The following is a 24,509-nucleotide window of genomic DNA, read 5'->3' as shown; positions in this document are numbered from 1 at the left end:
CCTTCGAGCAAATTGCGACGGCCCTGTCAGCGGTCCCTTGCGGACATAGAAATGACGGCTGATATCAACGCATCCTGGCGTGGGGCATCGGCCAATAGTGGAAGTTCACGCCCAGCCGCTATCTCACTGGTTCCGGCTCAGGAAACTTCCATTTGCCGTCCAATATATCAGCATGTGGCCGATAGAGGCGAACCGTATAGTTCCACCCTTCATCGATGGGGAGACAATTGGGAATATTTCCGTCGCAGCCACCGAACTGAACACCGACCGAGCCATCGGCAGCCTTAGTCGCGGTGAGATTGTTGACGGAATAGGCCTTGTATTCGTTCTCCGCAAAAAAGCCCTTCGCATTGTACCGGCTGATCGACCAGAAACCATCAACGGGGACATCCCCAGGAACATGAAGCTTATAGATCGTCTTGCCGTCGTTCTCTTTTGGTGTGAAGGCCAGATATGTCGCATCCTTCTCCGGGTTCCCGCCCCATCCTGCGGCAGCACCGATCAAAAAATGCACGGGATCGGTTTCAGCTTTTGAGCCGAAGGCGTGACTGAAGTCAGAGAGCGTCGATGCAAGTACCAGGAGAGCTTCACGGACTTTCTTGTGACTTTCCGGATCCCAATTCGGCACTTCAAACTTCCCAGGGCCACCCGGCTGATCGACTTTGATTGAGTCCTGCAGCTTGTGAACTTCATCGACATCACCTGGCAACTCGGGGTTCACCAAGGTGCGAACGTTGACGAACATGTAGCGCGTGCCGACTTCATCCTTGGTGAAGGTATTGCTCTCTGGTCCGTAGATGACCTTGAATGTGTACTGGTCCTCATCGAGCACCTGAGCCGACATAAATCGATTGTCGGTGCTGGGCAGCGTAATTGTAACGGGCCCTGCATCCAGATCGAAGACGGCTGACGAATAGAGCGTATCCCGGTTCATGCGGATGACAGCTTGCTTGTCTATCGGTGTGGGTTGCCGACTATGAACAAACGCACCTAACCCGCCATCTTTCACCGTCTTGGAGAAATAGACATCAGTCTCTGCACGAGGAAAATTGTCTGGGGTGACAGGAACGGTCTCGTCCGCATACGCAGAAAGACAGGTACAATTCAGCATGCACAGAAACGCAAAGATGACCGCTCTCATGAACGTCACTCCACTCTGGCTCTAACCCTGATAAGGCTAGGCTGGAGGAACGACGGAAACAAGTGCATAACGGGAAAATGAATTAAACTTGTCAAATCTTATGCCGCCGCAACGAAGCTTCCGATGACGCGCGCATTGGGGCAAAGTTCGCCACACAAAGGTGACATCAACAGACAACAGTCGCATCTGGCATACTCCCCTTCCCACCGCCCTCACCTGCCATATTGCTCGTCGCTGACCTTTTCCAGCCACTCGACGGCCGAGCCGTCCAGCGCTTCCTGCATGGCGATGTGGGTCATGGCCGTTGTCGGTCCGGCGCCGTGCCAGTGCTTCTCGCCTGCCGGAAACCAGACCGTGTCGCCGGCGCGGATTTCCTGGACCTCCTGGCCCCAGACCTGAGCCCGCCCGGCGCCCGACACGACATGCAGCGTCTGGCCGAGCGGATGGGTGTGCCATGCGGTGCGCGCGCCCGGCTCGAAACTGACCAGCACCGCCCGCAGCCGCGCCGGCGCTTGCGCCTCGATCATCGGCGTCTGCAGCACCCGGCCGGTGAAATAGCTGTCGCTCGCCACGCTTGTCGGCACGCTGCCGCAGGGAATGATCTTCATCGGGATTGCTCCTTTTTTTCGGTCGGCTCGGAAGCGGCACCGGCCACTTTTCCTTAACCATAGACTATCAACAACGGATTCCACATCGCGAACATGCTTTTATCAGCTTCCGCTGAAATGGCTTTTTAACGGCTCGCTCCTACCTGTTCCCACATCGCGTTGAGGGCGACCATGAGTATAGTTGCGACGATCCGGGGACATAGCGGCAGGCTTTATCGGGGCATTCAGCTGCTCCTCGGCATCGGCATCGGCGCGGCAGCACTGGCCATCTACCCGCAGGCAGCGAATATTTCAGCCGGCACGGCACTGACCGTATCTATCGGCGCGAGTTGCCTGGCGCTGGTCACGCTGATGTATATGCGCAGCACCGTGGTCCACAGCCTGAAATCCGCAGCCGCCGCGGAAGCGGAGAAGATCAGGTTCCTGACGACCGACACGCTCACCGGCTCGATGACGCGCCGCTATTTCCTCCAGGCGCTGCAAGAGAGGTTGCGCAGCAAGGCGGACACCGCACTCATCCTGCTCGACCTCGACCATTTCAAGCAGCTCAACGATTCCTTCGGACATCAGTTCGGCGATTTCGCGCTGGTGCAACTGGTTGCAGCCGCCATCCAGCAGTTCGGCGAGGGTTCGGTCGGCAGGCTCGGTGGCGACGAATTCGGCATCATCGTCCCCCATGCCGACGAGGCGGCCATCAGTCACCGCTTGCAGCATCTGCTGAAGGCGGTCCAGACCGGCAAGCCCTATGAGGGCAAGATCATCCCGCTCAGCTTTTCGGCCGGGGTCGCGCTTGCCCCGGAGCATGCCTCGAACACGACGGAGCTGATGCTGCTGGCCGACCTCGCGCTCTATGAGAGCAAGGCCAAAGGTCGCGGGCGCGCCACCCTCTTCCATGAGGAGATGCAATCCGACCAGCGCTATCGCCGCCTGATCGAGCGGGAGTTGCGCGCCGCGGTCTACCTGAACGAGCTGGAGCTACACTATCAGCCCATCGTCGACGCCGAAGGCTCTACCCTGGCGCTCGAAGGACTGATCCGCTGGCGGCATCAGGTTCGCGGTATCATCTCGCCGGCCGAGTTCATCCCGATCGCGGAGCGTTCCACCCTGATCGACATGGTCGGCGAATGGGTGTTCAAGCGCGCCTGCGCCGACATCGGCAATTTCCCCGGCAAGCGCATCAGCATCAACGTCTCGGGCGAGCAGCTCAAGCGCGACGCCGTGGTGACGATGTTCGAGCGCGTATTGCTTCAAACCGGCCATTCGGCGTCGCAATTCGTCATCGAGATCACCGAGACGGTGGCGACAGCCGCCTCTCCGGAAATCCTGACGCGGCTGGAAACGCTGCGGAACCTCGGCTTCCACATCGCACTCGACGATTTCGGCACCGGCCATTGCGGCTTCAACTATCTGAAGACCTTCCCGATCGACAGCATCAAGATCGACCGCAGCTACATAAACAGCCTCGCCAGCGACCGCGTCGCCCAAGTCTTCGTCTCGGCGCTGGCGCAGATCGCGCGGGTGCAGAACGTGACCATCGTGGCCGAAGGCGTGGAGACCGCCGAGGAGTTCGCGCTGGCCCGGGCGGCGGGCTGCAGCCGCTTCCAGGGGTTCTACATCAGCCGCCCCGCACCGCACCAGCAATTGCGCAGGCTCGAATTCGACATCGCGCCGGAACCGCGCGCACTCTCGGCGTGATTTGCTGCGCCGGCTCTATTCCCCTTGCCCCGCCCGTAAACCCGTGTGACGATGCTTCCCAGGCGGGCCGCCAGCAAGCCCGCCCGCGACGGCCGCAGGCCGGCCGCCGCTCGCGACAAAACGCCTGAGTGGAGGTCAGCATCATGGGAAGCCGCGCCGGAGGAAGACGCACGGGACCGAAATGCATCGCCATCGTCGGTCCCTTTTCAAGCGGAAAAACCACCCTTCTTGAAGCCATTCTCGCCCGCACGGGCGCCATCCCCCGCCAGAACCCGGTCGCTTCGGGTAGCACCGTCGCCGATCACACGCCCGAGGCGCGTGCCCATGCCATGAGCGTGGAAGCTACTTTCGCCACCGCCGATTTCATGGGCGACAGCCTGACCTTCGTCGATCTGCCCGGATCGGTGGAATTTGCCTTCGAGGCCGAGCCCGTGCTTGCCGCTTGCGATCTCGCCGTCGTGGTGACCGAGGCCGACGAGAAGAAGGTGCCGGCCCTGCAGCTCATCATGCGCAGGCTCGACGATTTCGGCGTGCCGCGCATCCTCTTCCTCAACAAGATCGACAAGGCGGCCTTGGGCGTGCGCGACACGTTGAAGATGCTACAGCCGGCCAGCAGCGCGCCGCTCCTGCTGCGCCAGATTCCGCTGCGCAAGGACGGCATCGTCATCGGCTCGATCGACCTGGCGCTCGAGCGCGCCTATGTCTACCGCGAATATGCCGAAAGCGAGATTGCCGAGATTCCCGGCGACGACAAGGCGCGCGAGATCGAGGCGCGGTTCTCCATGCTGGAGACGTTGGCCGATCACGATGACGGGCTGATGGAGCAACTGCTGGAAGAAATCGAGCCGCCGAAGGATACGGTTTTCGACGGGCTTGCCGCCGATCTGCGCGACGGGTCGGTCACGCCCGTCCTCATCGGCACCGCCGAAAAGGGCAATGGCGTGCTGCGGCTCCTGAAGGCGATCCGCCACGACGCGCCCGACATTGAGGCGGTGAGGAAGCGGCTCGGCGTGCCGGAGGACGCCGGCACCACTGTCCAGATCATGAAGACGATCTATACCGCCCATGGCGGCAAGCTGTCGCTCGGCCGCATCCTGTCGGGCAAACTTGCCGACGGAGCCGAACTCTTTGCCCCAGGCGGCGCCACCGCCAAGGTTTCAGGCATCTACCGCATGCTGGGCAAGGACCAGGCCAAGCAGGCCTCGGCCGAAGCCGGCGACACGGTGGCGCTGGGCAAGCTGGAGAGCGTTCGCACCGGCCAGACGCTCACCAGTTCCCGCTCGGGCATGGAAGCTCTTGTCGACATGCAGCCGCAGCAGCCCGTCTATGCCATGGCGCTGCGCCCCAAGGAGCGCAAGGACGACGTCAAGATGTCGGCAGCCCTCCAGCGCCTGTCCGAGGAGGACCCTTCGCTTGGCCTGCGCCACCAGCAGGACAGCAGCGAAACCGTGCTGTCGGGCCATGGCGAGATGCATCTGCGCGTCACCGTGGAGCGGCTGGAAGGCCGCAACCAGATCGCGGTGGAAGGCCATGCACCCGCCGTCCCCTATCGCGAAACGATCCGCAAGGCGACCCAGCAGCGCGGCCGCCACAAGAAGCAGTCGGGCGGCCACGGCCAGTTCGGTGACGTCGTGCTGGAAATCAAGCCGCTGCCACGCGGCAGCGGCTTCCAGTTCACCGACACCATCACCGGCGGCGTGGTGCCCAAGACCTATATCCAGTCGGTGGAAACCGGCATTCGCGACTATCTGAAGTCGGGGCCCTTCGGCTTCCCGGTCGTGGATGTCGCCGTCAACCTGTCGGACGGCTCCTATCATGCGGTGGATTCCTCCGACATGGCCTTCCAGATGGCCGCCAAGCTGGCGATGAAGGAAGGCATGGCAGCGTGCTCGCCGGTGCTGCTCGAACCCATCATGAAGGTGTCGATCTTCACCCCTTCCGATGCCACCGCCAAGATCACCGGCATCGTGCCGCAGCGCCGTGGCCAGATCCTCGGCTACGATGCGCGGCCGGGCTGGCCTGGCTGGGATGTAGTGGAGGCAACCATGCCGCAATCCGAGATCGGCGATCTCATCATCGAACTGCGTTCGGCCACCGCTGGCGTCGCCAGCTACCAGGCCGGATTCGACCATATGGCCGAGCTGACCGGGCGCCTCGCCGATGATGTCATGAACGCCAACGGCAAGGCCGCCTGACCGGCGCAACACGTACGGACATAGAAAAACGGCGCTCGGATCGAAATCCGGGCGCCGTTCTTTGCGGACCGTACCGCCGCCCACGGGAGTGGATGGGGGAGGAAGGCAGCACGTCAGGTCCGCCGCATGAATATAGGCCAGGCCTTGGCCAAGGCAAACAGTCGGACGCGGCTGCTGCCTGAGCCTGGTCCGGCGAGTGATGCCCCCATCCCCCGCCGCCCCGAAGCCGCGTCCTGTTTCCATCTTGCAGTCGGGCGGCCTCACCCGGCAGGTTACCGCAGGTTACAAGTCACCGTTACGCTGCCGGTATTGCGACTGGATCACGGGCGTGCCGGAATGTGCTGCCAACGCACAGACTCCGGCTTTCGGAACGATCCGATCCCCGATCAAGCCCGGTAAGCACAGCCGTGGTGGCCCAATTGGACACGCGCGTTCCGGGCTCGGGAAAGCCCTGGCTCAAAAGAATGGGACAAGCGGGAAAAAGGCCTGAATTCAGGCAACAAAAAAGCCGGATCGAAACGACCCGGCTGAGTTTGTTGGAGTGCCGATTAAGGCTAAACCTCCAGAGGGGAACACTCTAGGGCGCTAATGGGAGGAGGAACGCGCCCAGGAGATGATTGGTATATGGGCTACCCCTGCCCAAGAAACAAGCAGCTTCCTTGCAAACCTCCCATGCAAAATGACGCAGGCTTTAGTCCAGCTGGCCTACTCAATAGGACCAGTTACGTGCCTTGGCGATGACGAAATCCCGGAATACATGGAGCTTGGCCTGATTTTTCATCGCTTCGGGGTAGCAGAAATAGGTGTCGAAGGATGGCACCTCGGTCTCGTCCAGTAGCTGGATAAGCCCCGACTCCTTGCTCACCACATAATCAGGCAGCATGGCGATGCCGGCGCCGGACTGCACGGCGCGCTTGATCGACAATATATCGTTGATCTGCAGGCTGGCGATGCGCTGGCCGCCCTCGAAATCGCCGACCGTCTCCAGCCAGTTCAACTCGCTCAGATGCGGCGGCACCGGCAACCCGAAGGTGACGATGCGGTGTTTCTTCAGGTCGGCCATCGTCGCCGGCTTGCCGTATTTGCTGACATAGGAGGGCGAGGCGTAGAGGTGAAAATGCACCGTGAACAGCCGCCGCTGGATGAGATCGGGCTGTTGCGGCTGGCGCAGCCTTATGGCGCAATCCGCCTGCCGCATGGTCAGGTCGAGTTCCTCATTGGCCAGGATGAGCTGCAGATTGATTTCGGGATAGAGCTCGAGGAATTCCTGCAGCCGCTCGGTCAGCCAGCCCGCACCCAGGCCCACCGTCGTGGTCACCCGCAGCACGCCGGAAGGGCGGTCCTTGGCCTCCGTCAGCCGCGTCTTGATCGATTCGAGCTTCATCAGCACGTCATGGGCCGTGCGAAACAGCATCTCGCCCTGCTCGGTCAGCACCAGGCCGCGAGCATGGCGATGGAACAGCGGCACGCCGACATCATGCTCCAGCGCGCTCACCTGCCGCGAAATCGCCGATTGCGACAGGCGCAGCGTCTCCGCGGCATGCGTGAACGACCCGGCTTCCGCCGCGGCGTGAAACACGCGTAGCTTATCCCAGTCCAGTGCCATGGTTCCCCTCGTTCCGCCGGCCTTTTAACGAGCCGGTCGCCTATTCCGCCGCTTCGCGGTGCACCTCTACGCCTGCCAGATATTTCTCCGCTTCCAGCGCCGCCATGCAGCCTAGGCCCGCCGCTGTCACAGCCTGGCGGTAGACATCGTCGGTCACGTCACCTGCGGCAAACACGCCCGGCACGCTGGTTCGTGTCGAATCCGGCTCCGTCCACAGATAGCCGTTCGGCTTCTGCTTGAGCTTGCCGACGAACAGTTCCACTGCCGGCGCATGACCGATCGCCACGAACACGCCGTCCACCGGCAGCAGCGTCTCGGCACCGGTCACCACATTGCGCAGCTTCAACCCGCTGGCCGATGGCGGCAGCGGCGGCTTGCCGGGCGTTCCGGTGATTTCGTCCACCACCGTATCCCAGATCACCTTGACGTTTTCGGCCTTTGCCAACCGCTCACGCAGGATGCGCTCGGCACGGAATTCGCTGCGCCGATGGATAACCGTCACGCTCCTGGCGAGATTGGCCAGATAGAGCGCTTCCTCCACCGCGGTATTGCCGCCGCCGACCACCGCGACATCCTTGCCTCGATAGAAGAAACCGTCGCAGGTGGCGCAGGCCGAAACGCCGAAGCCCATATAGGTCTGCTCGCTCGGGATGCCGAGCCATTTCGCCTGAGCGCCGGTGGCGATCACCAGCGCATCGCAGGTGTATTGGGTTCCCGAATCGCCCTTGAGCCGGAACGGCCGCACGTCGAGATCGACTTCGGTGATCAGGTCATTGACGATCTCGGTGCCGACATGCTCGGCCTGCTTGGCCATCTGCTCCATCAGCCAGGGCCCCTGGATCGGCTCGGCAAAGCCCGGATAGTTCTCCACATCGGTGGTGATCATCAACTGCCCGCCTTGCTGCAGCCCGGCCATCAGGACCGGTTTCAGCATGGCACGCGCGGCATAGATTGCGGCCGTATAACCGGCCGGACCGGAACCGATGATGAGAACAGGCGCATGTTTCGTGGTCATGAAAAGCCTTCGCGAGCGGAAAAACGCATTGTGCGTTGCAACGAAATATCGTGGCTAATTTAGGTTGGGACAGACGCCGCAGCAAGGCGGCGAATCGACCGTCCCCGGAAAGCTTGTCGCACCATGCATCGCCGCGAAAAAGATTGCCGCCGACATCGCGAAGTGCATTTCGAGACCTGACGAAATCAAATTGATCGTTTATTACTCGGCCGCGAAAGATTCTTGCGCCTCAGCGCTCACCCCTGGACCCCGATAAATGACGATCAAGGCCGACCTCGACGCGATCGACTGGAAAATCCTGCAGGAATTGCAGGAGGAAGGCCGAATGACCAATGTCGAATTGTCACGCCGTGTCGGCATCTCCGCCCCGCCCTGCCTGCGGCGCGTCAAGCGGCTGGAGGATGCCGGCATCATCCGCGGCTATCGAGCGCTGCTCAACGGGCCTGCGCTCGGCATGGATGTCGTCGCCTTCTGCCTGGTCGGCCTGCATCACCATGCCGAGGTGGAATTGAAGGCCTTTGCCGACCGCACCCGCCACTGGCCGATCGTGCGCCAGGCCTGGATGGTTTCGGGCGACAGCGATTTTATGCTCCACTGCGTCGCCAGCGATCTCGGCAGCTTCCAGACCTTCGTCATCGAGGAACTCGCCTCCGCACCAAATGTCGATACGGTGCGCACCGCGCTCACCATCCGCCAGGTCAAGGACGAGGGTGCGGTGGCGATGGATGGGACACCCGTATGAACGTCGTTGTCTTCGACACGGCAATCGGCTCGCCCAATCTGGGCGATCAGATCATCATGGAGGCGGTCCGGACCGAAATCACGGCGCTCTTCCCGGAAGCGTTTCTCTTCAACGTGCCGACGCATGGCGAGATCGGAAAGCACGGCCGGCGCCTTTTGAGAAAGGCGGATCATATCTTCGCAGGCGGAACCAATCTTCTCTTTTCCCACTGGTCGCGCAAGCGCCAGTGGAAGCTTCGTCTTCGCGACCTTATCGCCAGCGACAGGAAGCTGGTGCTGTTGGGGACCGGCTGGACCGACTACCAGTCGCCACCCGACTGGCGGGCGCGTTTTGCCTACGACCGGCTGCTGTCACGCCGCGCGCTTCACTCGCTGCGCGATTCCTATTCCGTCCGCCAGCTTCAGTCGTGCGGGCGTGAACGCGTTGTCAACACCGGCTGCCCCACCTTGTGGCAACTTGGAGACCTGGGCCCGACCCATGTCTCCGACCGGCCCGAAACCGTCGTCACGACCGTAACGGACTATCGCAAGGCGCCTGGCCACGACCGCGCCATGCTGGAAATCCTGAAGACGCGTTACAAGCGTGTCCTGATCTGGATTCAGGGGGCGGGAGACCTTCAATATGTCCGCGAGCTCGACATTTCCGGTTTGGAAATGGTCAATCCTTCCCTTGGCGCGTTCGACAATGTCCTGTCGGCCAACCCGCCGGTGGATTTTGTCGGCACGCGCCTTCATGCGGGCATAAGAGCGCTGCAAAAGAAACGCCGGGCGCTTATTTTAAGCGTCGACAACCGCGCAAGGGAGATGGCCCGTGACTTCGATCTTCCGGTGATCGAGCGCGGCAACATGGACGCCCTCGAACAACATCTCGACAACTGGCCTCGATTGGCAATCAAGCTTCCCGAAAAAGAGATCGCTGCCTGGCGCGGCCAGTTCGCCCGGACCAGCCAGGGCGCCACGGAATGAGCACTGCTCCGGTCGTCAACATGCTCTGGATCGGCAATTCGCTCGGGCGGATCGAGCATCTGTCGATTGCCTCCTTCCTGGGGAACGGCCACCGCGTCAGGGTCCACGCCTATGGCGACATTCAAGGCTTGCCCAGTAAGGTCGAGCTCGCAGAAGCGGAAACCACGGTCCCCTATGAATTGATGGCAGCCCTGCGGCATCAGGAAACCGGCTCATTCGCGCTTGCCTCCGACTACTTCCGTTATCGTCTGCAAGAGACCGGAGCAGGCCTGTGGTCCGATCTCGACGTGGTCTGCTTAAAACCCCTCGTGATCGATAGCGATTCCCTCTTCGGGATGGAGAACAAGCGCAAGATAAACGGGGCAATCCTCTATCTGGAGGCGGGGTTGCCGATCACCACCGAGCTTGCCGGCTTGTTTCGAGAAAACTTCATTCCACGCTGGACCCGCCTGAAATATGCGCTGCCGCTGAAGGTCGGAGGAGTTTTTGGGCGAAACTTCGGGCCTGCGGATCTTCCGTGGGGAACCTACGGGCCCCTTGCCATCACTGCCCTGGCGCGCAAGCACGGCCTTTTCAGGAAAGCCAAGCCCCGGGACGTTTTCTATCCGCTGAGGTTCAGGCATGCTCAAAGCATATTCGATCCGGCCGCATCGCTTGACAACGTGCTGACGGAAAGAACCGTGACCATCCACTTATGGAACGAGGCCCTGAAGGAACTCAAGAAAACCGTTCCGCCCCACGGCTCGCCCTTGGCGAAATTGCTTACCGAATTCGGTGTTTAGGGCATCGGACCGACCGCTTCATCTATCGGGCCACCGCCGCATTAGCGACCCGCACCGAAAGCCGGTACCATGCCCGCCTGATTTCGCGTGATAGCACCTCACCCAGCGGCTTGGTTTTTTGCTGGATCACCGTCCCGCCCAGCAGGTGGTCGATCTGGCGGATACAGACCGGCATCGCGGCCAGGACGCGTGCATTGCTCAGCCAGCGCATCTGAAGGGTCGTATCGATCGGGCGATCGAACCGCTCGGTTGCCTTCAGCAACTCGATCGCGGCCTGACGTCCGACGAGTTGCATCTGTGTGCCGAGGCCCGCCTGCATGGGCTGGCAGAGCGGCCTGGTTTCCTCGCCGCCAATCCGCACGCCCTTGTCCGTGCCATCGCGGCGCGGAAAACGAATGAAGTCGCCGGGCTGGATATTGCCGAGCGCCATGGCCAGCACCGTAGGAAACAGCTTCGCATCCACCTCGACATCGTCTTCCACGATCAGGCCGGCATCGAGCTGCCGGTCCACGATTTCCTGCCACGCCTTGCGATGCGACAGGAAACAGCCGATCTCGCCCTTGCGCAGTTCGAATGGGTAGCGCGGGCGGTGGATTTCCCGTCGGTAAACGGCGGCGACCTGCGCGTCGGTCATGACGGCTCCATCCACCGCATCGACGATATGGACAGGCAAGGGCAGCGACGATTTCAGCGCATCGACCTGCGGCCGGCGCTTCTGCGCGCGTGCAAGGTGGATAATGAAGGCTTCCGCATACATCAACCGGTACTCCAGACCTTTTGGTAGAATGCCCCGATCGCCTCAGCTTCGCCCTGCAAGGCAAATAGCTTGCTTGCCCGCTCCAGGCTAGCCCTCCCCGCTGCGTCTCTTTTGACATCGTCGTCCATCAGGCGGCCGGCGGCCTTTGTCATCGCCGCAAGATCGTCGCGCGGGATCACCTGCCCGGTCACACCCTCCTCGATCAGTTCGGAAAAGGCGCCGACATCGGCCGCCACCACCGGCACGCCGGTGGCCATCGCCTCCAGCGGCGTCAGCCCGAACCCTTCCCAGCGCTGCGGCGCCACGAACAGCGCCAACGCCTTGTACCAGCGCGCAATGTCGCTGTGCTCGCCCACGAACAATATGCGCTCAGAGAGCCCGGCCGTGGCAACCCGCGCCTTCAGCTCCTGCTCGAAGGCGGCATGCTGCGCGGTCGCGCGTCCCGCGATGACAGCCGACCAGCCCGGCCGTGACGGCAGCAGCCCAATCATCGCGTCCACGAACAGGTCGGTCCCCTTCTGGTGGCGAACCCGGCCGAAGCAGCCGACATAGTTTCGCACGCGCTCGAGCCCGACCGCCTCGACTGCGGCATCCCGATCCGGCGGCGGGGCGAATTTCACGGTGTCGATGCCATGCATCACCACCGTATTGGGCACAGTGAGATAGGCCGCCGTCTTGCGACTGGTGGCGATCACGCCGTCCATGCGCCTGATCAGGAACCTTGTCCAACGCTTGTGACGGCGTTGCGAGGCCGAGGTGAAGACGAGCAGCAGCGGTGCCCGGAAGATCGCCTTCAACACCAGCCCGGCCAGCATCTCGACATTGCGGCGTGCATGCCAGATGCGCTTGCGGCCCGATTGCGGCCGCTTCAGGAGTAGCGGCACCTGCCACCAGCGGATTTTGGGCAGGCTCTCCGGCAATCCCGGCCCAAGCGTGGCAATCCCCAGCATACGTGCCTGCAGCGGCACAAGCTGGATGATCGTGCTGGTCACGCCCGACAGCCGCTTCTTGAAATTGGGCGCGACCACCTCGATGCGGCTCATATCCACGACCTGTCGTCGTCCGGCCGCAGCGATCGGGTGGCCGCCGTCGTTGGGGACAGTCACTTTCCTGTCCCTAAAGTCGTTGGATTGTTCCGAAAACCGGATGCCACTTTTCGGTCCAAGGCCTAGATGAACTGGACCTGCACCACCTCATAGCCGCGCGGGCCGCCGGGTGCGTTGACCTCGATCGATTCGCCTACTTCCTTGCCGATCAGCGCACGCGCAATCGGCGATGAAATGGAGATGCGGCCGGCTTTCACATCGGCTTCCTGGTCGCCGACGATCTGGTAGGTCTTTTCCTCTTCGGTGTCCTCGTCGACCAGCTTCACGGTCGCGCCGAACTTGATCTTTTCGCCCGACAGCTTGGAAATATCGATCACTTCGGCGCGCGCAATCAGGTCCTCCAGTTCGTTGATGCGGCCTTCATTCAGGCTCTGCGCTTCCTTGGCGGAGTGATATTCCGCATTCTCCGAAAGGTCGCCATGCGAGCGCGCCTCCGAAATTGCCTCGATGATGCGCGGACGCTCGTCCTGTTGGCGCCAGCGCAGCTCCTCCTTGAGTGTATCGAAGCCACTGGCGGTCATCGGGACCTTATTCATGAAATCGGCCTTTCCTCAAAACGATCAGGGCCGCCCCTGTCGAGCGGTGTTGCCTGAACATAAAAAGAAAACGGCCCGGCAGCCTCAGCTACGGGAACCGCTCACATACTTCCGTTCAATATAGCGAGCTTCACCGCGATTTTCACGTCAAAAAAACAGGCTTTTCAAACAAGCTTCAAATCAGGCTTCACCTGCTTGTGATTGCCAGGATCGCGGAAACGCTTTCCTGAGCTTGCCCCGAACGGCGGATAACCTATGTCGAAGGAATGAGAAAAACGACGAAAGCCGTAGCCACTTCCCTTGTCTGTGCCGTGCTAACCTCAGTGCCAGGCACGGCCGCCCAGGCCGAACCGCGTGTCTTCGATACCGAAACCGGAAAAGTCCAGGCCGATACCCTCACGGACGGCCTCGAACATCCCTGGGGTCTCGATTTCCTGCCCGACGGCGACGCCATCGTCACCGAGCGTCCGGGGCGTATCCGTATCCTGTCGCAAGACGGGCTTTCCGAACCGCTGCCGGGCGTGCCGGAAGTGGTTGCCGAAGGTCAGGGTGGCCTGCTGGATATTGTCGCCTCGCCCAATTTCGTATCCGACAAACTGGTCTATTTCAGCTTCTCGCAGCCGGGCGAGGGCGGCGCGGGCACGGCGGTTGCCCGTGCCAAGCTGCAGCGCGATGGCGCCAGCGCCCGTCTCGACCAGGTCGAGGTTATCTTCTCCATGGCGAAGAAGACGGGCACATCGCATCATTTCGGCTCGCGCCTGGTCTTCGGGCGTGACGGCAGCCTGTTCATCACCACCGGCGACCGTGGCGACGGCGACCGCGCCCAGGATATGCAAGACAGCGCCGGCGCTGTGCTGCGCATCAATGGAGACGGTTCCATCCCCGCCGACAACCCCTCGCCCGACGGCTCGAAATCCCTGCCCGAAATCTGGTCCAAGGGTCACCGCAACGTCCAGGGCGCAACCCTCGACCCGCTCACCGGAAGCCTGGTCACCGTCGAACATGGCGCACGTGGCGGCGACGAGGTCAACCAGCCGCAGGCAGGCCGCAACTATGGCTGGCCGGTCATCTCCTATGGCCGCCACTATTCCGGCTTCAAGATCGGCGTGGGCACGCAAGCCGAAGGCTATGAGCAGCCGCTTTATTATTGGGACCCCTCGATCGCGCCGTCAGGCCTCGCCAGCTACCAGGGCGACATGTTCCCCGGGTGGAAGGGCGATCTTCTGGTCGGCTCGCTGAAATTCGCGCTGCTGGCGCGGCTGGACCGCGACGACCAGGGCAAGATCGTCGGCGAGGAGCGTATGCTCGACGGCGCCTTCGGCCGCATCCGCGACGTGAACGTCGCGCCCGATGGCGCGGTCTGGCTGCTCACCGACGAAAGCGACGGCGCCATCATCCGCCTGTCGCGCCCCGATTGACAGCCGATCTGGCCCGAGATCAGCCTTTGGTCTTTACGAAGGCGTCGATCTGCTCCGACAGATCGGCATATTCCTCGCAACTCGTGCCGCAGCGCTTTTCGATTTCTGCAAGTTGCTCGCGTGCCTTGGCCAAATCGCCAAGCTGCAAATGCGCCTCGCCCAGATATTCCCGCACCAGCGTATAGTTCGGGTCCACCTTCAGCGCTTCTTCGTAATAGCCGAGCCCGACCAGCACCCGCCCCTGCTTGCGATGAGCATAGCCAAGATAGTTCAAGATGCGCGGATCGGCCTTGTTGGCGGCAAGGCTGAGCACCTCTATCGCCTCGCCATAGCGGCCGGCGAGCGCGAGCTGGCGCCCGGTTTCATACAGGCTCTCGTCGTCGATCACGCCGCCGCCCTGCTGCACGACGCATTTCTTGGTCGCCTTGTCATAGACCTGGCCAGCCTTGCACACCGGCACGGGATCGCCGCCGGAATCGGCTGCAAGTACAGGCGCCGCCAGCAGCGGCACCACAAGAACAAGGCCGGCGGCCTGGATGGCAAAACGGGCATGCATGACAAATCCTCCTCAGCTGCTCCCGCGCGGGAGCCTACCCCTTTGCCGGTCGGCTTTCATCAGGAACGACGTGCCCGCCCGTGCAAAAAACCGTGATCCGATAGCGCTGCTTCCACCTCCCCGTAGGGCCTGTCCTGAGCTTGCCCCAGACAAGACCCTCCGGGGCTCCTTGATCGGAAACGACAGCGTTGCCTGCTTTCCGGTGTCTACATCTGCCACGTCCCAGGAATGGGTCCCGGATAACCTCCGCTACACTCCGGCTTCCGGGATGACGAACGGTACGTCTCCCACGTCATCCCGGAACGCTGCGCAGCGTGAGCCAGCAGCGTATCCGGGACCCATCCCACCCTCCTTCGCCGTCACTGAAATCTATCGCGGCGTTTTAGCGACGCATTGTTCACATTTTTGATGATGATTTAAAAATATCGTTCACATATATCCAACTCATCGGACGACGAACAACGGTCCGGAAAGATTTGAACCGAAAGAACCAAGGAGAGACCATCATGACCAAGATCGCACTGACCCTCGCTATTGCACTTGCCACCGCCGGCTCGGCCTATGCCCATCAGGATGCCGCCCCCGTCTCGGTGATCGAGAACGCCGCTGGCATCACGCTCGCAACGAGCGCAGTTGAACCGGCCCGCTTCGGCGACGCCGCTCCCGCCACTGTCATTGTCAATGTTCCGGGCGCTGCGGATTATTCCTCGGCTGCCGCGATCGGCGCGACTTCACTCCAGCAGGTCAGCCCCCGGGTTCTCGGCGGCAGCAACTGATAACGGCTTCAGGGGTCATCACCCCCGGCATTCGCCAGAGCGGGCGGCGGGCTTCGGCTCCGCCGCCCTTGTCGTTTGCATCCCCCTGCCTTCGCGGGCTGCGCCGGCAGCGCCAATGAGGGCAGCGCGCTGGCCCTTGCGGCCCTGCGTCCTGATGCTATGACGGCCCGCAACGTCCTCCCGTCAGACCTTTGAAATGAACAGACTTCAGGCAAATCTCGTCTTGCTTCTCGCCGGCGCCATGTGGGGCATGGGTTTCGTCGCCCAGTCCACGGCGATGGATGCGATCACCCCGTTCTTCTTCACCGGTCTGCGCTTCCTGCTGGCAACACTGGTGATCCTGCCTTTCGCCCTGCGCGAGGCGCGCAATGCTCCAGTCAAGCTGCAGAAAACGAACTGGCTCGCATTCGCCTGGATCGGCCTGTTGCTGTTTTCGGCCTCCAGCGTGCAGCAGATCGGCCTGCTGACCACCACTGTCACCAATGCCGGCTTCCTCACCGGGCTCTATGTCGTGCTGGTGCCGCTCTTTGCCGTCATCCTGTTCCGCACCTTTCCGCATCCGGTGGTCTGGCCAAGCGCAATCACCGCGATGGCCGGCATCTGGCTGCTTTCCGGCGGCGCGCTCACCGCTTTCTCGGTCGGCGATTGGCTCAACGTCGCGGCAGCCGCCTTCTGCGCGCTGCAACTCATCTTCATCGGCCGCTCGGCCGCGCCCACGGGCCGGCCGGTCACGCTTGCCGTCACCCAATTCGCCGTCTGCGGCACGATCGGCCTGGCGGTCGCCATCGCCATCGAACCGATCAACTGGATGGCGGTATGGCTGGCGCTGCCGGAAATCCTTTATGCAGGCATCTTCTCGGGCGGGGCGGCCTTCACGCTCCAGGTCGTCGGCCAGCGCTACACCACCGCCCCGCAGGCGGCGATCTTCCTGTCGTCGGAGGCCGTCTTTGCCGGCCTGTTCGGCGCCCTGCTGCTTGGCGAGCGCCTGCCGGCAAGCGGCTTCCTCGGCTGCGGCCTGATCTTTGCCGCCATCCTCGCGGTGGAGGTCCTGCCTGCGGTACTGTCGCGCCGCTCGACCCTCACGCCCTGAAGATCAGCGCGGCACCGCCGGCAATCAGGGCAAAGCCGAGCAGGTGGTTGAGGGTCAGCGCCTCCTTCAGATAGACCACCGAGAACACGGCGAAGACCGAAAGCGTGATGACTTCCTGCATCGTCTTCAATTCGGCCGTCGTATAGACCTGCGAGCCGATGCGGTTGGCCGGAACCGCCAGCCAATATTCGAAGAAGGCGATCGTCCAGCTTACCAGCACAACGACATAAAGCGCCGATCCCTTGAATTTCAGATGGCCGTACCAGGCAAATGTCATGAAGACATTCGAGGCAACCAGCATCAGGATCGGCAGGACTTTCGGCGAGAGCAGCGCAGCCATTCGGGGAAAACCGTTACAGGAGGGGACCGCCGCCATTTCAGGCCGTCCGCATCTTCTGTCAATGATGCCCGCGCAAAACCCGGTGAAACAAACAGGGGCGTGACGTGGCCTGCAAATAGGCTATCATTCCGACACCGGAAGGAGGAAATCCGCGTGCAGCCACGGCGCGAACGGAGTTGGGAACTTTCGATCGGACCGGACACGGTTCGCCTCTTCATTGAAAAGGCGAATGCCATCAGTGCGGCTGTCAATGAGGACTATGTCGATGGCGGCGAGCATGAGGTCGAGCTAGACGGCGATACGCGCGACAATCACCATCATGACGGCCTTGCCGAGGAGAAGTCCGAAAATCTCCTGACCCGCGAATTGCGCGCGCTGATCAACGATCTCAATGTCGATGAGGCCTCCGAACTGGTCGCCCTGATGTGGATCGGGCGCGGCGACTACGACGCCTCCGAATGGGCCGACGCGCTCAACGAGGCGCGGCAACGTGACAATCGCCACACTGCCAAATACCTGTTAGGCATGCCGATGCTCGGGGACTGGCTGGAAGAAGGGCTGCAAGCCATTGGCGCATGACACGGTTGCGGCGCGCGCGACGACAGCATCTACCGTCGACGCCCTCTACATCGGCGCCCTTGCGCCGCTGGGATCCCGCAAGGTGCCAAGCGGCATCGACAAGCGGCCGGTCGGCGGCCCGCAGGCCGTGACAAGGCTCGGCATTGCCGGCGACCATCAGGGCGACACCCGCCATCACGGCGGCCCGGAAAAAGCGCTTCACCACTATCCGCGCGACCATTACGCGGCATGGCTGGATGATGGCATCGCCGCTGCCGCGCCCGCCTTCGGTGAAAACATCTCCACGCTGGGCATGACGGAGGCCGACATCTGCATCGGCGACATATACCGGCTGGGCAGCAGCCTGCTTCAGGTCAGCCAGGGACGGCAGCCCTGCTGGCGGCTCAACGCCCGTTTCGGGCGCGACGACATGGCCTACCGCGTCCAGAAAAGCGGGCGTACCGGCTGGTATTATCGGGTACTCGAAGAAGGCTCCGCCAGCCCCGGTGATCCGCTTGTGCTCCAGCGTCGGCCGCAGCCGCAATGGCCGCTCGCCCGCGTCATCGGGCTTCTCTACACAAGCACGCTCGACATGGAGGCGCTCGCCGCACTCGCCGGCCTGCCCGAACTCGCCGCCTCATGGCGCGAGCTTGCCGCACGCCGCATCGCCACCCGTACCGTCGAGAACTGGGACCGCCGCCTCAACGACCGCGGTTGACATTATCACCTGTCACCGATCGTGATTGCAGCGGCTGCAACCAGAGCCGCACCACCGCCGTTGCCGGGCGATGGTTTCGCCTCCCCGCCGCCTGCCGCCGATCTTCCTGCCCTTGCTGACTGCCTTGCTGCTTGGAGCGGACGCGGCGTGGGCCACACCCGTTACGCTGCCGCAAACGGTGCCCGTTCCCTATGTGCACCCGCCAGCGGCCGGCAATCTTCCCCCGCAAAGGCTGGGCGAAGTGCCAGTGCCCGAACCGCGCCCCGACAATAAGACCCCGGAAGAACCTGCGCCGCCATCGGACCAGGCTGACGAGAAGAAGCCGCCTGCGCCTCCCGATCCGCGTTCCAATGCGCCGCGCGCGGCAACCATGCCGGCCGCGGAAAAGGCGTGTCGGGCACGCCTGCGCACACTCGGCGTCGAGTTCACCGAGCATCCGCCCGAGAAGGACGCCGCCGGCTGCGCCCTGCCCTGGCCGATTGCGGTGAAGGCACTCGGCGACAAGATCGGCATCAAGCCGGACGCCCTGATGAATTGCGCTTTGGCCGAGACGGCGGCGCGCTTTGCCCAGGACGTCGTCTCCCCCGACGCCAAATCTACCTATGGCGCCGGGCTGAAATCCATCAGCCAGGCCTCGACCTATGTCTGCCGGCCGCGCAATGGCTCAGCCAAGCTGTCCGAACATGCCTTCGGCAATGCGCTGGACATTGCCCAATTCACCTTGACCGACAACACCGCGATCGACGTCGGACCGACGCCCGATGAAAAAACGGCGAAGTTTCTTGCCCGGCTGCGCAAGGCCGCCTGCGGGCCATTCAAGACCGTGCTCGGCCCCGGCAGCGATGCCGACCATGAACGGCATTTCCATCTCGACCTCGCCCCGCGCCGCAATGGCGGCACCTTCTGCCAGTAACCAATCTCGGCCTGGCCGCCACAGGCGTAAACTTATGCGCTGATCTTTCCTTTACCCTTGCTGCCTATCCTTGCTCCGTCAGGGATAGGAAATCCGGCAATGAAGGCAGCACATCGGACAGCCCCCGCATGGGCGCGACGGCGCAGCACCCTGCGCGCGCTTGCCTGTGGCTGTACTGTCCTGCTGCTGAGTTCCTGCACCACCGACAGCCTGATGAACCTGCGCCCGGAAGTCGATGTCGGCACGTCCACCGCCGCCATCCAGCCTGCATATGTGGCGCCGCCTGCAGCCCTGCCGCCGGCAGCAATCCCCTCGGCTCCGGTGGAGGTCGCCACGATCCCGCCCGAGCCGGTGGAAACCTTCGCCACACCTCCGGCACCCGTGGAAGTCACCGCGCTGCCCTCCGCGCCGGTGGTTCAGCCCGAGGCGCCACCCGCCCCCGTCCAGGCCGCGGTGATGCCGTCATCCCCTGCCCAGCCTGAAGCGGCACCGCAGACGCGCGGGCTGCAGACACTGGTGCCGTCGAACCCGATGATGGTCGCCTATCCGCGCCTCGACCGGCCGGCCGAGCCTTCCGCATCCGTGCCGGCCGACGAAATCGCCTGCCGCAACGATCTCAAGCGCCTTGGCGTGACCTTCCAGGACCTCGCCCCGATCAGGGACGGGCCGACCTGCGGCATCGATCACCCGGTCAAAGTCTCCGCCATCGGCAGCGTGAAGATGAAGCCCGCAGCGACGTTGAGCTGCCGCATGGCTGCCACCTTCGCCCGCTGGACCCGCAAGGAACTGGTGCCCACCGCGCGCTGGAAATATCTTTCCGGCGTCAAGACCATCCATCAGGGATCGAGCTACTCCTGCCGCCGCATCGCCCGCTCGCGCACGCCCTCGCAGCATTCGGTCGGCAATGCGCTCGATGTCATGCGCATCGAGCTGAACAATGGCCGCGACATCGATGTGCGCAAGCCGGGCTGGTTTTCCTTCCGCCAGCGCAGTTTCCTCAACAATGTGCGCGCCGATGGCTGCGACTATTTCACCACCGTGCTTGGCCCCGGCTATAATTACGACCACCGCAACCATTTCCATTTCGACATCATGCCACGCAAGAACGGCTATGTTGCCTGCAAGTGAGCATCTCCCCTGAAAGTGGGGTAATCTCTCCTGGCAACCCGGTCGCAAGCCATGCGAAGACGCAACCTGCCCAGGCGCACCGCCGGCCTTTTCCTGGCGGTCGGGCTGATCTATGTCGGCCTGGCCTATCTCATCGTGCCGGAATTCTGGTCATACCGCGACCATGGGCTCGATCTCCTTCCCGAGGAGATGCGAACCACGACCGTACAAGGCATCCCCGGCGATCCGATCAATGTCGGGCTGGTCGGCTCCAGGGCCGAGGTCATGCACGCCTTCGCCGTGGCAAAGTGGAACGCTGCCGATGCCATCACCTGGCGCTCCAGCCTGGAGATCGGCGAAAGCGTGCTTTTCGACCGGCCCTATGAAGATGCCCCGGTCAGTACGCTCTTGTTTGAAGGGCGCAAACAGGATCTCGCCTTTGAAAAACCGGTCGGCCGCAGCGCCGACCAGCGCCATCACGTCCGTTTCTGGCAGGTCTCGGCCGGTGACAGGCCGCTCTGGCTCGGTGCGGCCAGCTTCGATCGCGGCGTCGGCTTGAGCCACGATACCGGCCAGATCACCCATCATATCGGCCCCGACATCGATGCCGAGCGCGACCTTGTGATCGGCGAACTGACCATGGCCGATATGCTTGCCTCCAGCGCCGGTGTCGAGGGCATCGGCCCCACTCGCTCCGGGCGCAATGGCGAAGGCGATCCCTATTTCACCGACGGCATGGTGCGCATCGGCATCCTGCAGCCCCTCAGCCGATGACCCGGCGCGGAATTTTTGTCACCCAGTATAAGCTGCCACGATCCATCCCATTGCTTTTTGCTATTTTCGAGCTTACCGCGCTGATGCTATTGAGCGATCATGCTTTACGTTGAAATCGCCATCGTGGCCGTCCTCATCTGTGTGAACGGCCTTCTGGCCATGTCGGAACTGGCGATCGTCTCCGCTCGGCCGGCGCGCCTGAAGACGATGGTAGACCGCCACGTCAAGGGTGCTGCCCGCGCGCTCGAACTCGGCTCCAATCCCGGAAAATTCCTGTCCACCGTGCAGATCGGCATCACGCTGGTCGGCGTGCTGTCGGGCGCCTTCTCGGGCGCAACGCTCGGCCTGCGCCTCTCGCAGACGCTGGCCGGCTTCGGCATGCCGCAGAACGTTGCCGCCCCGCTCGGCGTCGGCATCGTGGTCGCCCTCATCACTTATGGCTCGCTCATCATCGGCGAACTGGTGCCCAAGCAGATCGCGTTGCGCAATCCCGAGGCGGTGGCAAGCCGCGTCGCGCCGACCATGAATGTGCTGGCCATCATCGGTGCGCCACTGGTCTGGCTGCTCGATATTTCCGGCCGCAGCGTGCTGTGGTTGCTCGGCCAGCGCGGCGAAAGCGAGGAAAAGGTCACCGACGAGGAGATCAAGATGCTGGTCGCCGAGGCCGAGCATCACGGCACCATTGAATCCGACGAGCGCCGCATGATCGCCGGTGTCATGCGCCTTGGCGACCGCGCCGTGCGTGCGGTGATGACGCCGCGCACCGAGGTCGACTGGCTCAATCTCGACGCCGATGAGGCGACGGTGCGCAAACTGCTGATGGAAACGCCGCATTCGCGCCTGCCGGCCGGCGAAGGCAGCGTCGACGCCATGGTCGGTGTCGTGCAGACGCGCGAGATTCTTGCCGACATGCTGGCCGGGCGCAACCTCGACCCGCGCAAGAATGTCCGCACCGCTCCCATCGTCCACGACCAGGCCGACGCGCTCGACGTGCTGGCAACCCTCAAGCAGTCGGAAGTGCCTGTCGCCCTCGTCCATGACGAATATGGTCATTTCGAAGGCATCGTCACCCCTGCCGACATCCTGGAGGCGATCACCGGCGTCTTCCGCGCCGATCTGGAAGCCGGCGACCAGGAGGAAAACGCCATCCAGCGCGATGACGGTTCATGGCTGCTTGCCGGCTACATGCAGGCCGACGAAATGGCGGACGTGCTCGGCATCGACCTGCCCGAAAGCCGAGACTACGAAACCGTCGCCGGCTATGTGCTGTCGCATATGCATCACCTGCCGGCGACGGGCGAATGCGTGGACGCGCAAGGCTGGCGCTTCGAGGTGGTCGACCTCGACGGCCGCCGCATCGACAAGGTCATGGCCGCGCGCCTTGCCACCCCGCACCGCAAGGCGGTCAGGTGATTGCAGCGCGGCAGCCGATGGCACCGAGCGCTTTGAATTTCCTGCCGCTCCAGCCTATATAGGCGTTGCTATGGGACATGACGGCAACGAGATCATTCCTGCAAAGTTTCCCGAGCTGAACAAGCTAGCCTGGAACCGTGATCCGCGTCGTCCGCTCGCCGCCGACGAGGCATTTGCGCTTTACGAGCGCAACTGGCGTTTCGTTGATCGGGAGCATCTGACCGATCGCGAGGCCAGCCTGATCCGCAAACTCGGGAAGAAATACGGGCACGGCTTCGGCCTCATCTGAATCTTCTTTGCCGTTAGCCCGTGCATCCTGCTACGACATGGTTTCCCGCAGCAAGGTAGTCCGGATGACATTCTCCCGACCCGAACACCAGATCATAGCAGACCTGCTTGGGCGCACGGACGGGCAGTTTCTTCTGGACAGCAAGTGCTGGTTCGGTGGCGGCACGGCCATCGTTCTCAGGCTGGGCGAATACCGCCGGTCCCTTGATCTGGATTTTCTCTGTTCCCATGCAGAAGGCTATAGGGAGCTCCGCAATGCGGCCGTCCGCATGGGGTCGAGGGCATTCTTTCCCCGAGAGGCTGTGAGCGCCCGGGATCCCCGTATCGACCAATACGGCATCAGGATGTTTCTGATCTACCGGGAACTGCCCATCAAGGTGGAGATCGTGCGTGAGGCGAGGATCGATGTCGAAGGTGAAATGGACCCAGCTCTGAACATACCGACGCTGATTGTCCCGGATATGTTTGCAGAGAAGCTTCTGGCCAATGCGGACCGCTGCATGGACCGGAGCGTGGGCTATCGCGATGCGATAGACTTGGGCAAGCTCATCCAAATCTATGGAGGTATTCCCGACAGCGCAGTGAAAAAGGCCACGCATGCATATGGGGCGGATATCGAGCGCAAACTGGTTTGGGCAATAAACCGCCTGCAGAACCCTGAAGAGCTCCGCTACGCGGCGGAGATGCTGCTGATGGATCGAAGGGCAGCCGCCGAAGCCATTGAGGCCCTCAGATCCGAATGTCGGGGGCTTTGGTCCGAGTCAGGGCCTGACGAGTGATTGTCGTAAGCATGCGGCGTGCCGAGCCCCTCACATAGACGGAATGAATTTCAGCACGCCCGCCAGCTCCGACCCCGCCTCCCCGCCGTGATCGGAAGGGTGGGCGATGCCGTTATTCACCGGCACTTCCTCGAAGTCGAAGGGGCTGATGCCTTCCAGGCAGGCGACATTGACGCCATATTCATTCGGGTTCGAGCGGCGCTGATGGTGGGTGTAGATGCCGCAGCGCGAGCAGAAATAGTGCTTCGCCGTCATGGTGTTGAACTGATAGAGGGTGAGCATTTCTTCGCCCTGGCGGATTTCGATGTCTCCGACCCTTGCGGTGACGGCCACCGCGCCCCGCATGCGGCAATAGGAGCATGAGCAGCGGCGGGCACTGTGCAAGCCATCGCTCAGGCGGACATGAAAACGCACGGCCCCGCAGTGGCAGGCACCGTCGCATTCGGTGATGTCCTTGAAGGGCTTTTTCGCTGCCGGTCCTGAAGCCATCTTCGCCTCCTGCGAGCATGATCCCGAAAAGTTGCAGATTTTCCGGACAAGATCATGCTTCAAAAACAAAATCTTAGAGCGAGATAACGATTCAAGGAACAGTGACCTCGCTCCAGCATCATCGGACCAGTGAAGCTTCGCA

General features: G+C 62.5%; 26 protein-coding genes. 16 read left to right on the top strand and 10 right to left on the bottom strand.

What is annotated here, in order from left to right; translation table 11 throughout:
* Positions 1-118 precede the first annotated feature (118 nt).
* Both EET67_RS17300 and EET67_RS17295 read right to left on the bottom strand, forming a co-directional pair.
* Positions 119-1,141 carry a DUF1254 domain-containing protein gene (locus EET67_RS17300; RefSeq protein ID WP_128627452.1) on the bottom strand — a complete coding sequence of 341 codons (1,023 nt, stop codon included), beginning with the start codon at positions 1,139-1,141 and terminating at the stop codon, positions 119-121.
* Between the two features lie 212 nt (positions 1,142-1,353).
* Positions 1,354-1,749, bottom strand: a complete 396-nt coding sequence (locus EET67_RS17295) for a (R)-mandelonitrile lyase (RefSeq protein ID WP_128627451.1) — start codon at positions 1,747-1,749, stop codon at positions 1,354-1,356.
* Between the two features lie 171 nt (positions 1,750-1,920).
* Between EET67_RS17295 and EET67_RS17290 the strand changes: the two genes are divergently transcribed.
* Positions 1,921-3,444, top strand: a complete 1,524-nt coding sequence (locus EET67_RS17290; protein WP_128627450.1) for a putative bifunctional diguanylate cyclase/phosphodiesterase — start codon at positions 1,921-1,923, stop codon at positions 3,442-3,444.
* A gap of 143 nt (positions 3,445-3,587) precedes the next feature.
* Entirely contained in the window at positions 3,588-5,639 is a 2,052-nt protein-coding gene (locus tag EET67_RS17285; RefSeq protein WP_128627449.1) for an elongation factor G, read from the top strand.
* 709 nt (positions 5,640-6,348) lie between these two features.
* On the opposite strand, the gene EET67_RS17280 is transcribed toward EET67_RS17285, so the two are convergent.
* Together EET67_RS17280 and trxB are read right to left on the bottom strand one after the other, a co-directional pair.
* Positions 6,349-7,245: a LysR family transcriptional regulator gene (locus tag EET67_RS17280; RefSeq protein ID WP_128627448.1), complete on the bottom strand. Its 897-nt coding sequence runs from the start codon at positions 7,243-7,245 to the stop codon at positions 6,349-6,351.
* A gap of 40 nt (positions 7,246-7,285) precedes the next feature.
* Positions 7,286-8,260 (bottom strand): thioredoxin-disulfide reductase, encoded by a 975-nt coding sequence (trxB, locus tag EET67_RS17275; RefSeq protein WP_128627447.1) that lies wholly within the window; start codon positions 8,258-8,260, stop codon positions 7,286-7,288.
* Between the two features lie 256 nt (positions 8,261-8,516).
* On the opposite strand from trxB, the gene EET67_RS17270 reads away from it, so the two are divergent.
* The 3 genes from EET67_RS17270 to EET67_RS17260 are packed head-to-tail and all read left to right on the top strand — an operon-like array spanning position 8,517 to position 10,749.
* Positions 8,517-9,002, top strand: coding sequence for an Lrp/AsnC family transcriptional regulator (locus tag EET67_RS17270; RefSeq protein WP_128627446.1), 486 nt, complete (start codon positions 8,517-8,519; stop codon positions 9,000-9,002).
* Complete coding sequence (locus tag EET67_RS17265) at positions 8,999-9,967, top strand: polysaccharide pyruvyl transferase family protein (RefSeq protein ID WP_128627445.1); 969 nt, start codon at positions 8,999-9,001, stop codon at positions 9,965-9,967. Before EET67_RS17270 ends, EET67_RS17265 begins: the two co-directional genes overlap by 4 nt.
* 20 nt (positions 9,968-9,987) lie before the next feature.
* Positions 9,988-10,749 carry a hypothetical protein gene (locus tag EET67_RS17260; protein ID WP_165899937.1) on the top strand — a complete coding sequence of 254 codons (762 nt, stop codon included), beginning with the start codon at positions 9,988-9,990 and terminating at the stop codon, positions 10,747-10,749.
* Positions 10,750-10,771: 22 nt separating this feature from the next.
* Here EET67_RS17260 and EET67_RS17255 read toward each other — a convergent pair whose 3' ends face one another.
* The 3 genes from EET67_RS17255 to greA form a co-directional block, all read right to left on the bottom strand.
* A complete protein-coding gene (locus tag EET67_RS17255) occupies positions 10,772-11,506 on the bottom strand; it encodes a glycosyltransferase family 25 protein (protein WP_128627443.1) in 735 nt (244 codons plus the stop codon).
* A complete protein-coding gene (locus tag EET67_RS17250) occupies positions 11,506-12,549 on the bottom strand; it encodes a glycosyltransferase family 4 protein (protein WP_128627508.1) in 1,044 nt (347 codons plus the stop codon). The genes EET67_RS17255 and EET67_RS17250 overlap by 1 nt, the downstream gene beginning before the upstream one ends.
* Positions 12,550-12,674: 125 nt before the next feature.
* Complete coding sequence (greA, locus tag EET67_RS17245) at positions 12,675-13,148, bottom strand: transcription elongation factor GreA (RefSeq protein WP_128627442.1); 474 nt, start codon at positions 13,146-13,148, stop codon at positions 12,675-12,677.
* Between the two features lie 266 nt (positions 13,149-13,414).
* Here greA and EET67_RS17240 point away from each other — a divergent pair, with 266 nt between their 5' ends.
* Positions 13,415-14,566, top strand: a complete 1,152-nt coding sequence (locus EET67_RS17240) for a PQQ-dependent sugar dehydrogenase (RefSeq protein WP_128627441.1) — start codon at positions 13,415-13,417, stop codon at positions 14,564-14,566.
* A 19-nt stretch (positions 14,567-14,585) separates the two neighbouring features.
* Here the strand turns inward: EET67_RS17240 and EET67_RS17235 are convergent, their stop codons facing one another.
* Positions 14,586-15,122, bottom strand: a complete 537-nt coding sequence (locus tag EET67_RS17235) for a tetratricopeptide repeat protein (protein ID WP_128627440.1) — start codon at positions 15,120-15,122, stop codon at positions 14,586-14,588.
* Positions 15,123-15,628: 506 nt separating this feature from the next.
* On the opposite strand from EET67_RS17235, the gene EET67_RS17230 reads away from it, so the two are divergent.
* Complete coding sequence (locus EET67_RS17230) at positions 15,629-15,898, top strand: hypothetical protein (RefSeq protein WP_128627439.1); 270 nt, start codon at positions 15,629-15,631, stop codon at positions 15,896-15,898.
* Between the two features lie 196 nt (positions 15,899-16,094).
* Positions 16,095-16,988, top strand: coding sequence for a DMT family transporter (locus EET67_RS17225; RefSeq protein WP_128627438.1), 894 nt, complete (start codon positions 16,095-16,097; stop codon positions 16,986-16,988).
* Here EET67_RS17225 and EET67_RS17220 read toward each other — a convergent pair.
* On the bottom strand, positions 16,978-17,328 hold the full coding sequence (locus EET67_RS17220; RefSeq protein WP_128627437.1) for a DMT family protein: 351 nt from the start codon (positions 17,326-17,328) through the stop codon (positions 16,978-16,980). The genes EET67_RS17225 and EET67_RS17220 overlap by 11 nt on opposite strands.
* A 153-nt stretch (positions 17,329-17,481) precedes the next feature.
* On the opposite strand from EET67_RS17220, the gene EET67_RS17215 reads away from it, so the two are divergent.
* The 8 genes from EET67_RS17215 to EET67_RS17180 all read left to right on the top strand — a co-directional run bounded on the left by EET67_RS17215 (position 17,482) and on the right by EET67_RS17180 (position 23,878).
* Positions 17,482-17,907: a DUF3775 domain-containing protein gene (locus EET67_RS17215; protein ID WP_128627436.1), complete on the top strand. Its 426-nt coding sequence runs from the start codon at positions 17,482-17,484 to the stop codon at positions 17,905-17,907.
* Positions 17,897-18,604 carry an MOSC domain-containing protein gene (locus EET67_RS17210; protein ID WP_128627435.1) on the top strand — a complete coding sequence of 236 codons (708 nt, stop codon included), beginning with the start codon at positions 17,897-17,899 and terminating at the stop codon, positions 18,602-18,604. Before EET67_RS17215 ends, EET67_RS17210 begins: the two co-directional genes overlap by 11 nt.
* Before the next feature lie 70 nt (positions 18,605-18,674).
* Positions 18,675-19,517: an extensin-like domain-containing protein gene (locus EET67_RS17205; protein WP_128627434.1), complete on the top strand. Its 843-nt coding sequence runs from the start codon at positions 18,675-18,677 to the stop codon at positions 19,515-19,517.
* A gap of 99 nt (positions 19,518-19,616) precedes the next feature.
* Complete coding sequence (locus tag EET67_RS17200; protein ID WP_245450985.1) at positions 19,617-20,645, top strand: extensin family protein; 1,029 nt, start codon at positions 19,617-19,619, stop codon at positions 20,643-20,645.
* Between the two features lie 51 nt (positions 20,646-20,696).
* The gene (locus tag EET67_RS17195) at positions 20,697-21,398 is read left to right on the top strand and encodes an LssY C-terminal domain-containing protein (protein ID WP_128627433.1); all 702 of its coding nucleotides are present in this window, start codon (positions 20,697-20,699) and stop codon (positions 21,396-21,398) included.
* Positions 21,399-21,497: 99 nt separating this feature from the next.
* Positions 21,498-22,811 carry a hemolysin family protein gene (locus EET67_RS17190; RefSeq protein WP_128627432.1) on the top strand — a complete coding sequence of 438 codons (1,314 nt, stop codon included), beginning with the start codon at positions 21,498-21,500 and terminating at the stop codon, positions 22,809-22,811.
* A gap of 70 nt (positions 22,812-22,881) precedes the next feature.
* The gene (locus EET67_RS17185; protein ID WP_128627431.1) at positions 22,882-23,100 is read left to right on the top strand and encodes a hypothetical protein; all 219 of its coding nucleotides are present in this window, start codon (positions 22,882-22,884) and stop codon (positions 23,098-23,100) included.
* Positions 23,101-23,164: 64 nt separating this feature from the next.
* Positions 23,165-23,878, top strand: coding sequence for a nucleotidyl transferase AbiEii/AbiGii toxin family protein (locus tag EET67_RS17180; RefSeq protein ID WP_128627430.1), 714 nt, complete (start codon positions 23,165-23,167; stop codon positions 23,876-23,878).
* A 30-nt stretch (positions 23,879-23,908) separates the two neighbouring features.
* Here EET67_RS17180 and EET67_RS17175 read toward each other — a convergent pair whose 3' ends face one another.
* Positions 23,909-24,367, bottom strand: a complete 459-nt coding sequence (locus EET67_RS17175) for a GFA family protein (protein ID WP_128627429.1) — start codon at positions 24,365-24,367, stop codon at positions 23,909-23,911.
* Positions 24,368-24,509 lie beyond the last annotated feature (142 nt).

Source organism: Borborobacter arsenicus (assembly GCF_003934165.1).
Classification (GTDB): Bacteria; Pseudomonadota; Alphaproteobacteria; order Rhizobiales; family Rhizobiaceae; genus Pseudaminobacter; species Pseudaminobacter arsenicus.
The sequence above is the reverse complement of the archived record's forward strand: the minus strand, read 5'-3'. Positions and strand labels throughout refer to the sequence as shown.